The organism is Ruminiclostridium josui JCM 17888 (assembly GCF_000526495.1).
Taxonomy (GTDB): Bacteria; Bacillota; Clostridia; order Acetivibrionales; family DSM-1351; genus Ruminiclostridium; species Ruminiclostridium josui.
Map to the genome: position 1 here is coordinate 3,472,501 of NZ_JAGE01000001.1, position 11,963 is coordinate 3,484,463.

8 protein-coding genes, 2 rRNA genes and 1 riboswitch (1 of these 11 running past the window's edge) are annotated in these 11,963 nt (G+C 39.2%); of the genes, 6 read left to right on the forward strand and 4 right to left on the reverse strand.

Annotated features, from left to right (window positions below; all coding sequences use genetic code 11):
* A 23S ribosomal RNA gene (locus tag K412_RS0115690) occupies positions 1 to 2,979 on the forward strand (it extends 76 nt beyond the left edge of the window).
* A 257-nt stretch (positions 2,980 to 3,236) separates the two neighbouring features.
* Positions 3,237 to 3,353: ribosomal RNA gene (gene rrf, locus K412_RS0115695) — 5S ribosomal RNA — on the forward strand.
* Between the two features lie 123 nt (positions 3,354 to 3,476).
* Here the strand turns inward: rrf and K412_RS0115700 are convergent.
* From K412_RS0115700 to dapA, 3 genes are read right to left on the reverse strand one after another with little or no spacing between them, the layout of a single operon-like run.
* A complete protein-coding gene (locus K412_RS0115700) occupies positions 3,477 to 3,947 on the reverse strand; it encodes an ACT domain-containing protein (protein ID WP_024833983.1) in 471 nt (156 codons plus the stop codon).
* Positions 3,948 to 3,977: 30 nt separating this feature from the next.
* Entirely contained in the window at positions 3,978 to 4,742 is a 765-nt protein-coding gene (gene dapB / locus K412_RS0115705; protein ID WP_024833984.1) for a 4-hydroxy-tetrahydrodipicolinate reductase, read from the reverse strand.
* A 33-nt stretch (positions 4,743 to 4,775) separates the two neighbouring features.
* Positions 4,776 to 5,657: a 4-hydroxy-tetrahydrodipicolinate synthase gene (gene dapA, locus K412_RS0115710; protein WP_024833985.1), complete on the reverse strand. Its 882-nt coding sequence runs from the start codon at positions 5,655 to 5,657 to the stop codon at positions 4,776 to 4,778.
* Positions 5,658 to 5,756: 99 nt separating this feature from the next.
* A riboswitch (Lysine riboswitch) is annotated at positions 5,757 to 5,938 on the reverse strand.
* Between the two features lie 175 nt (positions 5,939 to 6,113).
* On the opposite strand from dapA, the gene K412_RS0115715 reads away from it, so the two are divergent.
* The gene (locus K412_RS0115715) at positions 6,114 to 7,754 is read left to right on the forward strand and encodes a SpoIID/LytB domain-containing protein (protein WP_024833986.1); all 1,641 of its coding nucleotides are present in this window, start codon (positions 6,114 to 6,116) and stop codon (positions 7,752 to 7,754) included.
* A 55-nt stretch (positions 7,755 to 7,809) separates the two neighbouring features.
* Here K412_RS0115715 and K412_RS0115720 read toward each other — a convergent pair whose 3' ends face one another.
* The gene (locus tag K412_RS0115720; RefSeq protein WP_024833987.1) at positions 7,810 to 9,174 is read right to left on the reverse strand and encodes an aspartate kinase; all 1,365 of its coding nucleotides are present in this window, start codon (positions 9,172 to 9,174) and stop codon (positions 7,810 to 7,812) included.
* A gap of 264 nt (positions 9,175 to 9,438) precedes the next feature.
* On the opposite strand from K412_RS0115720, the gene queA reads away from it, so the two are divergent.
* From queA to yajC, 3 genes are read left to right on the forward strand one after another with little or no spacing between them, the layout of a single operon-like run.
* Entirely contained in the window at positions 9,439 to 10,461 is a 1,023-nt protein-coding gene (gene queA, locus K412_RS0115725; RefSeq protein WP_024833988.1) for a tRNA preQ1(34) S-adenosylmethionine ribosyltransferase-isomerase QueA, read from the forward strand.
* Positions 10,462 to 10,490: 29 nt separating this feature from the next.
* Positions 10,491 to 11,612 (forward strand): tRNA guanosine(34) transglycosylase Tgt, encoded by a 1,122-nt coding sequence (tgt, locus tag K412_RS0115730; RefSeq protein WP_024833989.1) that lies wholly within the window; start codon positions 10,491 to 10,493, stop codon positions 11,610 to 11,612.
* A 59-nt stretch (positions 11,613 to 11,671) separates the two neighbouring features.
* The gene (gene yajC, locus K412_RS0115735; protein WP_024833990.1) at positions 11,672 to 11,953 is read left to right on the forward strand and encodes a preprotein translocase subunit YajC; all 282 of its coding nucleotides are present in this window, start codon (positions 11,672 to 11,674) and stop codon (positions 11,951 to 11,953) included.
* Positions 11,954 to 11,963 lie beyond the last annotated feature (10 nt).

Here is an 11,963-nt window from a genome sequence, read left to right on the forward strand (position 1 = left end):
TACGGAGAGGCGCAAATAGCCATTGACCCGTAGATATCCGAATGGGGAAACCCGGCCGAGTTAAGCACTCGGTCATCGTAACATGAATCCATAGTGTTACGAGGGCAGACGTTGGGAACTGAAACATCTAAGTACCAACAGGAAAAGAAATCAAAAGAGATTCCGTAAGTAGTGGCGAGCGAAAGCGGAAGAGCCCAAACCAAAAGATAGCAATATCTTTTGGGGTTGAGGACTAGCATAATGATCCTTGAGACATAGCAGAATGAGCAGCTGGAAAGCTGAGACCATAGAGGGTAAAAGTCCCGTAAGCGAAATGTTGAGAGGCAGGCTAGAATCCAGAGTACCACGAGGCACGTGAAACCTCGTGGGAAGCAGGGTGGACCACCATCCAAGGCTAAATACTAACTGGTGACCGATAGTGAAGCAGTACCGTGAGGGAAAGGTGAAAAGAACCCCGGGAGGGGAGTGAAAGAGAACCTGAAACCCTATGTTTACAAGCAGTTGAAGAGCGTTAAAGCTCGACAGCGTACTTTTTGTAGAACGGTCCGGCGAGTTATTGTATGCAGCAAGGTTAAGTACTAGAAGGTACGGAGCCGAAGGGAAACCGAGTGTTAAAAGCGCGAGAAGTTGCATGCTATAGACCCGAAACCGGGTGACCTACCCATGGACAGGTTGAAGCGGGAGTAAAATCTCGTGGAGGACCGAACCACATGACCGTTGAAAAGGTCTGGGATGAGCTGTGGGTGGCGGAGAAATTCCAATCGAACTCGGAGATAGCTGGTTCTCCCCGAAATAGCTTTAGGGCTAGCCTCAAGGGAAAATCAAACGGAGGTAGAGCACTGAATGGGCTAGGGGCCTTACCGGGTTACCGAACCCTATCAAACTCCGAATGCCGTAATGATGTTACTTGGGAGTCAGACTATGAGAGATAAGTCCCATGGTCAAAAGGGAAACAGCCCAGACCATCAGCTAAGGTCCCAAAATCACAGTTAAGTGGAAAAGGATGTGGGTTTGCTAAGACAACTAGGATGTTGGCTTAGAAGCAGCCACTCATTCAAAGAGTGCGTAATAGCTCACTAGTCGAGTGAGCCTGCGCCGAAAATTACCGGGGCTAAACTGTGTACCGAAGCTATGGATCAGCGTACATCCAATAGTATTGCTAAATGAAATAAGAAGCGAAGAGGTAATTTCACGAAATGTAACAAATGAAAAATAAATCAAAACATTTCGTCAAATTACATACAGCTAAACTTGTACCGTTAGCAGTAGTATTGGATGTACGAGGGTGGTAGGGGAGCTTACTGTAGTAGGTTGAAGCAAGATCGAAAGGACTTGTGGACGAGACAGTAGTGAGAATGCCGGAATAAGTAGCGAGAGTAAAGTGAGAATCTTTACCGTCGAAAGCCTAAGGTTTCCTGGGGAAGGTTCGTCCGCCCAGGGTAAGTCTGGACCTAAGCTGAGGCCTAAAGGCGTAGGTGATGGACAACAGGTTGAAATTCCTGTACTACCGTTAATCGTTATGAGAGAGGTGGTGACGCAGGAGGATAAGTCAAGCGATCAGCTGGAAAAGATCGTGCAAGCGGGGTAGATAGTCCGGTAGGCAAATCCGCCGGATGTTTCGAAGACGTGATGCGGAGGGAAAACAAGTACCGAAGTGACAGATTCCACACTGACGAGAAAAACCACTATCCAGATTAAAGGTACCAGTACCGCAAACCGACACAGGTAGGTGAGGAGAGAATCCTAAGACGAGCGGGAGAAGCGTTGTTAAGGAACTCGGCAAATTGACCCCGTAAGTTAGCGAAAAGGGGTGCCTCAAGAGATTGAGGCCGCAGAGAATAGGCCCAAGCAACTGTTTATCAAAAACACAGGTCTCTGCTAAATCGAAAGATGAAGTATAGGGGCTGACGCCTGCCCGGTGCTGGAAGGTTACGGGAATTGCTTAGGGGAAACCCGAAGGCATGAACTTAAGCCCCAGTAAACGGCGGCCGTAACTATAACGGTCCTAAGGTAGCGAAATTCCTTGTCAGGTAAGTTCTGACCCGCACGAATGGCGTAATGACTTGGGCACTGTCTCAACAACGTACCCGGCGAAATTGTAGTACTTGTGAAGATGCAAGTTACCCGCGACTAGACGGAAAGACCCCATGGAGCTTCACTGTAGCTTGATATTGGGTTTCGGTATTTTTTGTACAGGATAGGTGGGAGACTGAGAAGTGGTGGCGCCAGCCATCATGGAGTCGACGTTGGGATACCACTCTAAAAGTACTGGAACTCTAACCTGAGACCATAAGCTGGTCTAGGGACACTGTCAGGTGGGCAGTTTGACTGGGGCGGTCGCCTCCCAAAGAGTAACGGAGGCGTCCAAAGGTTACCTCAGTGCGGTTGGAAATCGCACAGCGAGTGCAAAGGCATAAGGTAGCCTGACTGCGAGAGAGACACCTCGAGCAGGTACGAAAGTAGGGCTTAGTGATCCGGTGGTATGAAAGTGGAATTGCCATCGCTCAACGGATAAAAGCTACCCTGGGGATAACAGGCTTATCTCCCCCAAGAGTCCACATCGACGGGGAGGTTTGGCACCTCGATGTCGGCTCATCGCATCCTGGAGCTGTAGCAGGTTCCAAGGGTTTGGCTGTTCGCCAATTAAAGCGGTACGCGAGCTGGGTTCAGAACGTCGTGAGACAGTTCGGTCCCTATCTGTCGCGGGCGCAGGATATTTGAGAGGATCTGTCCTTAGTACGAGAGGACCGGGATGGACGAACCTCTAGTGCACCAGTTGTCATACCAATGGCACAGCTGGGTAGCCAAGTTCGGCAGGGATAAACGCTGAAGGCATCTAAGCGTGAAACCTACCTCAAGATGAGATATCCCACTAGCAATAGGTAAGACCCCATGTAGACTACATGGTTGATAGGTCAGGAGTGTAAGCATAGTAATGTGTTAAGCTGACTGATACTAATAGGTCGAGGGTTTGACCCAAAAGAAACAGGTATCAAAAAAGTAGAAGGTCTTAAAACTAGACAATGAGAGAGCTTCACATCTTCTTAGAAGAGTAACATTAATCAGTTCTGAAGGTACAAAGTACCTGAGCAAAAATTAATAAGTCAGAATCAGATTTTCAGATGCAAGCAATACAAGGCACCGACGAAGCGAGGAACGGAGTTTATGTGGATAAATGAGTACCGGAGCTAGGAAGGTAACGAAGTAGTGCGACGCATATTAAAATCTGTGAATTTTCTGGTGGAAATGACGAGATGGTCACACCCGTTCCCATACCGAACACGGCAGTTAAGCATCTCAGTGCCGATAATACTTGGCTGGAGACGGCCCGGGAAAGTAGGTCTCTGCCAGATTTATATGAAAGCCTCAAGTTCATTGCTTGAGGCTTTGTTTATGTGCATGTACATGCACGCGACTTTTTGCATATACAAGAACCCTCCATGTTATAAAACAGGAGGGTTCTAAGTTAAAAAACTTCACAGATTAAATTCTTTTTTTATTGCTCTAATTGCTTTATCAGCATCCTTTTCGTATATTAGATAAGATATATCAACTTCTGAGGTTGTAATTAATTTCAATTCGATTTCATTTTCAGCCATTAATGAAAATACTTTTGCGGCTACTCCGGGTTTATCTTTCATTCCTTCTCCAAAAACACTAATTTTGGTACTATCTGAGTCTATTTCAATTCGCAGGTTGGGAACCCTTATTTTAAATGAGTTTAAAATAGCAATTACCTTTATTATATTTTCAGTAGGTATGCTAAAATAAATATTGATTTTCCCTTTATATGGAGGACTTTGACTAATCATATCAATATTTATTTTTTCTTCTGCAATTTTATTAAAAATTCCCGCAATGAGAACCATATCATTTGGAAGATTATCTACTGCCACTAATGCTACATTGTATACTGTACTTATACTTGTAACTGGTAAAATGGACATAATAATTCCTCCCTAATTTTTAACAATTAATTAATTGCTTTCAGAAATAAGCTCCGACATTGAATACAGTCCCGGCTTTTTGGATGCAAGAAATATGGAGGCCTTTAATGCACCTACTGCAAATATCTCTTTTGATAAAGCAGTGTGATTAATCTCTATAAGTTCATCGTTTCCTGCAAAAATAACAGAGTGATCACCTACAATTGTGCCTCCGCGCACTGCATGTATACCAATCTCCTTCTTACTGCGCTTTTTTCTTCTTGAATGTCTGTCGTACATATATTCACATTTTTCATCAAGTGAATCATTAATAGCATCTGCTATAGCAAGGGCCGTTCCACTTGGAGCATCTATTTTTTGATTATGATGTTTTTCAACTATCTCTATATCAAACTGCCCTTCAAGGACTTTGGCTGCCTTCTTAACCAAATCAATAAGTAAATTTACTCCAAGTGACATATTAGCAGAGAAAAAAACCGGTATTCTGCTAGCGACAGAAGTTTTTAGTGTTGTAACTTGCTCAGTTGATAAACCTGTAGTAGCCAATACCAGAGGTAAATGTTTTTCCTGAGCAAACTCTACCAAAGGTGTAAATGCTTTAGGGTTTGAAAAATCTATTATTACATCAACATCTACATTACAGTCTGCTAATGATGTAAAAACAGGGTATGGGTTATTTATATTATTATTGATATCAAACCCTGCCGAAATCTTTAATTCAGGAAAATTATCAGAAAGTCTGGTAATAACCTGACCCATTTTTCCATTGCACCCACTTAATAGTATATTAATCATTAGTTTTTCCACATCCTATTTAATATTTTTTTGTTATGCTAATAAACCATACTTTATAAGTTCTGTTTTAAGTATCTCCAGATTTTTATCTGACATTTCAACCAATGGCAGTCTGCATCCTCCCACATTCATTCCCATAAGATTCATGGCAGCTTTAATTGGTATAGGACTTACTTCACAGAATAATGCCTTAATAAGGTCATTAGCTTTTAATTGTAGTTTTCTACTGCCTTCAACATCACCTGAAAGATACTTTGCAACAATATCATGTGTATCCTTTGGTGCAATATTGGCTAAAACTGATATAACACCTTTAGCACCCATAGACAAAAATGGCACTATGGCTCCATCCTCTCCAGAATAAACTGTTATATCATCCCCGCACAGATTAATGATGTCTCCTACCTGAGAAAGATTACATTCTTTTATAGCTACAATATTATCAATCTTTGAGAGAGCCTGTATAGTTTCAGGAGCTATATTAAGATTAGTTCTTGAGGGAACATTATAAAGTACTACAGGAATTTTTATGCTGTTTGCAACCGTCTTAAAATGTTCATATAAACCCTTTTGAGTGGTTTTATTATAATATGGGGTAACTGTGAGGATAGCATCTGCACCAACCTCCTCGGCATATTTACTAAGTGCTACAGCATGAACAGTGTGGTTGCTTCCTGTTCCGGCAATAACCGGTATTCTTCCGTTGACCTTTTCAACTGTAAATTTGATTGCAGCCTTATGTTCATCGTCATACATGGTAGATGCTTCACCTGTTGTACCGCAAATAATAATTGCGTCAGTACCTTCTTTAATCTGATATTCAATTAGTTCCGATAATTTATTGTAGTCAGTACCGTCATTTGTAAATGGGGTAATAATTGCTACACCTGAACCAGTAAAAATTGGCTTTTTCATTGTTACCACCCTTTCATAAAACAATAATCAATAATATAATTAAAAAACGTCGGCAGTTCCGCCGACGTCTGTTTAACCAATTATAGTAAAATATAATTAAAAACAGATAGCGCTCCACCATTACTCAAATGATGACAGTCACAAGGCTATTGACCTTGAAACCAGGCATTACATGTTCAGGGTACAGTATTGCCTTCGGCGTCTTTTCCTTTCAGAACAAATCATCAGACCCCAGAATCTTTATTGTCCATACTATTAAAAAACGCACCTCTATCTAGCATATATTCTTTTATCTATAATAACATCCTGTTATATCAAGTGTCAATTTTTTTACATCTGATTATTATATTATATGCGCTATATTTCATTATTGTTACAATTCAGTAAACAAGGGAGGATGTGCTTTTGAACTTGTCGAAGTTAGGAAAAAAAGAAAAGTGGGGGAGTCTAGTACAAATGAAAAAGATGTGCTTATTTTTATGCATTGTAATACTATTTACAATGCTGACCGGTTTCAACAATTTGAATTCATCAGCGGCTGAGGCAACGACCGTAAAAATAGGTCTGTATTATGGGTCAACAGCTCAGAGTCAGATTAATATCAGTAGTGACAAGGGAGTATTATTCTGTGCGTATGATTCAAAAACAGGAAAATACAATAATATATATCAAGAGGATTCTGGTCAGACAATTACATTAAGAAAGGACAGCTACTTCATACAAAGTGGAGCAAAGTTCACACCAGTTGATTTAAATGGAAATCCAACAAGCGGTCCTTACCATATTCAGATTAATGGTACATATAAATCGTATAATGATACAGTTTCATTGATTCAGAGCTATAGTACGAAAGGTATAACTGCATATCCTGTTTATACTGATTCAGGTTGGCAGATATGGACAGGTTTTTATGTTAGCAAATCTACAGCCCAAACAGCTGTTAATACTGTTAAATCCAAATTAGGAGGAAATACATATACTGTAATTGCTGAAAGTAGTTCAAGAATTTATGGTACTGATCAAAATGGTAAAGTTTTGTTCATGTATGCATCTTCAAATAGTCTTTTAAGAGGAAGATCAATATCATCAGCCAATCCAAATACTATAAAAATTGGAACAACTTTGTACCGAGGACAGGTTGAGCTTAGTAGATTATCTGGTAGTGATATGACAATTATTAATGTACTGCCTTTCGAAGAATATTTATATGGCGTAGTTCCTAATGAAATGCCGGCATATTCACATATTGAAGCATTAAAGGCTCAGGCTGTAGCAGCTAGAACATATTCTTATAAATCAATTAACAAGCATTCAAAATACGGTTTTAATTTGTGTGCAACAACCGACTGCCAGGTATATAAGGGCTATAGCTCTGAAAATGCCAATACAAACAAAGCCGTTAATGAAACTCGTGATATGGTTGTAACATATAACGGAGCTCTTGCTGAAACAGTATTTTCAGCGTCTACAGGTGGCAGAACTGAGGATGCAGTAAATGTTTGGGGGAACAGCGTACCATACCTCAAAAGTGTTGAGGACAAATATGAGTCAGGTAATTCCTATAACTACAATTGGACAATGAAGTTTACGGCGGATGAAATAAGTACAAAACTAAAAAGTTATGGGCTGGGAACCGTAACGGGAATTGAAATTACCAAGTACTCGGAGGCCAGAAGACCAATTGAGTTAGTTGTTACTGGAACATTGAAGCCTGAAGGTGTTATTATTCCAAAGGACAAATGCAGGACTTTTCTTAGTCTTCCAAGTCAAATGTATAACATTTCTTCTGATGCCAGTATAAATGTTCAAGTTAATAATAAGATAGAAAATGTTTCCCTGAATCAGTTAAAGGTAATAACCAAAAATGGAGAAAAAACTTATACTAATCCAAATCAGAAAGTAACTATTATTGGGGCAGGCGGTAAAGAATCCACTGTTTCTGCAAGTCCTACTGAATATGTTTTCACAGGTAAAGGATGGGGACATGCGGTAGGCATGAGTCAAGAGGGTGCTATGGGTATGGCAAAAGCCGGTTTTACATATGAGCAAATTTTGACTCACTATTATACCGGAACTAAAGTTGAGATTAAAAAATAAGTGAAAAATAAAAAGGGATTCATAATAATGAGTCCCTTTTTATTTTTATAATTCATTATTTGTATTTAGTGTTTAGAAAAAATTCATTATAGAGAGAAATAACGGCTTTGTGTGCTTCATTTTCCCTTACAGCAAACATCATTGTTATTTCAGATGAACCTTGATTAATCATTTCCAGACTAATGGATGCTTTTGCTAAAGCAGTTGTAGCTCTTGCAGCAGTTCCAACAGTATTTTTCATACCTTCACCAACGATTATAATCATAGCAAGATTATGGTCAACTGAAACATCATCAACTTTTAATTCATTTTTAATACGGTCAACTATTTTCTGCTCCATACCTTCTTTGAGTTGGTTTTGTTTTAGTATTACGGATATGTTGTCAATACCTGATGGAGTGTGTTCATATGAAATACCTTCATCTTCAAGAATTTGAAGGAGTTTTCTTCCAAAACCTACTTCTCGGTTCATCATAAATTTGCTTACATAGATACAGCAAAAACCTGAATCACTTGCTATTCCCACAACATGGTTGGGGGAGTAATCTCTGACGAGGGATATTTTTGTTCCTGGAGCAGTAGGATTATTTGTATTTTTTATGCAAACCGGAACACCGGCCATATAAACAGGAACTAGAGTATCTTCATGTAATACTGAGAAACCGGCATATGATAATTCTCTCATTTCACGGTATGTCAATTCAGGTACTGCAACCGGATTGTGAACTAATCCTGGGTGAGCTGCATATACAGCATCAACATCTGTAAAATTTTCGTATAGATCAGCCTTTAATGCGGCAGCCAAAATAGAACCGGTTATATCTGAACCTCCACGTGGGAAAGTTGCAACTTTTCCATCTTTAGTGTAACCAAAGAAACCCGGGAAAATAACAATTCCTTCTATACTGTTAATCATTTTAAGGTTTTCATAGGATTCAGGTAAAACCTGTGCATTTCCAAACTCATCACTCATGAGTAGTCCGGCTCTTTTAGGTGATACATATTCTGCCTTATTACCTATACTGTTTAAATACGCAGCTACCAATTTAGCACTGTTATCTTCTCCGGCAGCTTTCATAGCATCCATGAACATACCGGTGTGAGAAGTGTCAAGCTTAAGTCTTTCTTCCAAATCAGACCTAATCATTTTGACTATTTCGTCATCAAGCCCAAGTTCATTTGCTATATCTTTGAACCTTTTAACAACAGCATCAAGTTCAGCTTCTGCTTTACCTGTCTCCAGGTGCTTTTGTGCGCAAGCAATAAGTAAATCAGTAACCTTGGTATCTGAGCTATCCCTTTTACCAGGGGCAGATACAACAATAACTTTTCTCTCGCTATCAGCAAGTATGATACTGCATACTTTTTTAATCTGTTCTGCATTAGCTAAAGAGGTTCCTCCAAATTTTGCTACTTTCATTTCGAATCCTCCATCCATTTATGTTAAAAATTTACTCTCAACACACGGGGACTTGTTGTCCCTAAGTAAATATAAGAGCATATGGGACTTCTTACGATTATCTCATAAATTATACAAAAAAAGATTATGTATGGCAATAATATTTGTAATATAAACAATTATAATGTATGATATTTATTGGTTTATTTTATGCAGTAAGTCTTATGATTGTTATTTATATTAAACAGACATAATAAATAGAAGAATAATTGGAGGTTATTATAGGTGAACTTGCACGATTTCGATTATTACCTTCCGGAAGAACTTATCGCACAGCATCCCATAGAAAAAAGGGATATGTCCAGACTTATGGTACTGGATAAGGAAACCGGTGAGATTGAACATAAATTATTCAAGGACATAGTAGATTATCTGGATGAAGGTGATTGTCTTGTTCTTAATAATACCAGAGTTATACCTGCAAGACTTTTAGGTGAAAAAGAGGGTACAGGCGGAAAGATAGAATTTGTTTTGCTAAAAAGAGTTGAAGGAGACAAATGGGAAGTTATTTTAAAACCTGGAAAGAAGGCAAAGCCGGGGAGTCGATTTGTTTTTGGAAACGGTGAACTTAAAGCGGAAATTTTGGAAGTACTTGATGAAGGAAACAGACTAGTCAGATTCATATATGAGGGTGTATTCGAAGAAATACTGGATAGGGTAGGTATAATGCCCTTGCCACCGTATATTACTGAAAAACTTGAAAACCCGGAAAGATATCAAACGGTATATGCCAAGATTAATGGCTCTGCTGCTGCACCAACTGCCGGACTTCATTTTACCAAAGAACTTTTAGAATCCTTAGAACGGAAGGGTGTAAGAATAGCCTATGTTATGCTTCATGTGGGCCTAGGTACATTCAGACCTGTAAAAGTTGACGATATAACTCAACATAAAATGCACTCAGAATATTATTCTATAAGTAAGGAAACATGTGATATAATAAACGATACACGACAGAAAGGCAAAAAAGTTGTAGCTGTTGGTACTACTAGCTGCAGGGTACTTGAAACTGTGGGTAAAAGCGGAAAGATTGAACCTTGTGATGGCTGGACAGATATTTTCATATATCCGGGCTATAAGTTTAAAGTAGTAGACTGGCTTATTACAAACTTTCATTTGCCTGAATCAACACTTATCATGCTGGTTAGCTCTTTAGCTGGTAGGGATAATGTGATACATGCATACAATGTAGCTGTGGAAGAAAAATACAGATTTTTCAGCTTCGGAGATGCAATGTTTATTAAATAATTTAACTAATTAATAGAAAGGTAATTACTATGGCAGCAGTTACTTATGAATTAATAAAAACTTGCAAGCAGACAGGTGCAAGATTAGGTAGGGTGCATACACCTCACGGTTCCTTTGATACACCTGTTTTTATGCCTGTTGGTACCCTTGCTACCGTAAAAGGCATGTCACCTGAGGAACTAAAGGAGATAGATGCCAGAATAATATTAAGCAACACATATCACTGTTATCTAAGGCCTGGTCAGGATATTGTAAAGCAGGCAGGAGGCCTTCATGGGTTTATGAATTGGGACAGACCAATTCTCACTGATAGTGGAGGTTTTCAAGTGTTCAGCCTAAGCGGACTAAGAAAGATTACAGAAGAAGGTGTAACCTTCAGGTCTCATCTGGACGGTTCAAAACATGTATTTACACCTGAATCGGTAATGGGAATAGAAAATGATCTTGGTGCAGATATAATAATGGCATTTGATGAATGTGCACCCTATCCTGCTGAATACGATTATGTTAAGAAGTCAATGGAGCGTACCACAAGATGGGCAAAGAGATGTAAGGACGCTCATACCAATACTGAAAAACAGTCACTTTTCGGCATAATCCAGGGAGGTATGTACAAAGATTTGAGGATAGAAAGTGCTAACCAACTAAAGGAATTAGATTTTCCTGGTTATGCAATAGGAGGCTTAAGCGTTGGTGAGCCTGCAGAGATTATGTATGAAGTATTGGATTACACAGCGCCTCTTATGCCTGCTGATAAGCCCAGATACCTAATGGGAGTTGGTACCCCGGATTATCTTATAGAAGGAGCTATAAGGGGTATTGATATGTTTGACTGTGTCCTTCCAACAAGAATCGGAAGAAACGGTACAGTACTTACAAGTAATGGCAGAGTTATTATCCGTGATGCAAAATACTCTAGAGATTTTTCAAAGCTGGATCCGGAATGTGATTGTTATGTTTGCCGAAACTATTCAAGAGCTTACATCAGACACCTTCTCAAATGCGGAGAGGTTTTGGGCTTGAGGCTTACAACCTGGCACAACTTATATTTCTTAATAAACTTGATGAAACAAGTAAGACAAGCTATAATGGATGATAGGCTTGCCAGCTTCAGAGATGAATTTTATCTGAAATATGGCTATACTAAATAATAATATGGATAATACAGTTTTACTGTGTTAAATAAATTAATTACAGGAGGTTTTAATTAATGGCAGTAGCAGCGTTAGTTCAATTAGTGTTACCTATGGCTTTAATTCTGGGACTTATGTATGTAATGATTATTCTCCCGCAGAAAAAAAAGGATAAGAAGACCCAGCAAATGCTTAATTCACTTCAGGTGGGATGGAGTGTTACAACTATCGGAGGTATAGTAGGTAAAATCATAAACATAAAAGACGACGAAATATATATAGAATCCGGTGTTGACAAAAACAAGATACTTGTAAAGCGTTGGGCAATTAAAGATGTTGTAAAGCCTGTTGAAGGCTAGTAAGTAAAAT

Coding starts and splice junctions, on each gene's coding strand:
- dapA (WP_024833985.1), bottom strand. CDS start 5,657: ATGAAAAAGCCAATTTTTACTGGTTCAGGTGTAGCAATTATTACCCCA.
- K412_RS0115720 (WP_024833987.1), bottom strand. CDS start 9,174: ATGAAAGTAGCAAAATTTGGAGGAACCTCTTTAGCTAATGCAGAACAG.
- K412_RS0115715 (WP_024833986.1), top strand. CDS start 6,114: ATGAAAAAGATGTGCTTATTTTTATGCATTGTAATACTATTTACAATG.
- tgt (WP_024833989.1), top strand. CDS start 10,491: ATGGCAGCAGTTACTTATGAATTAATAAAAACTTGCAAGCAGACAGGT.
- yajC (WP_024833990.1), top strand. CDS start 11,672: ATGGCAGTAGCAGCGTTAGTTCAATTAGTGTTACCTATGGCTTTAATT.
- K412_RS0115700 (WP_024833983.1), bottom strand. CDS start 3,947: ATGTCCATTTTACCAGTTACAAGTATAAGTACAGTATACAATGTAGCA.
- dapB (WP_024833984.1), bottom strand. CDS start 4,742: ATGATTAATATACTATTAAGTGGGTGCAATGGAAAAATGGGTCAGGTT.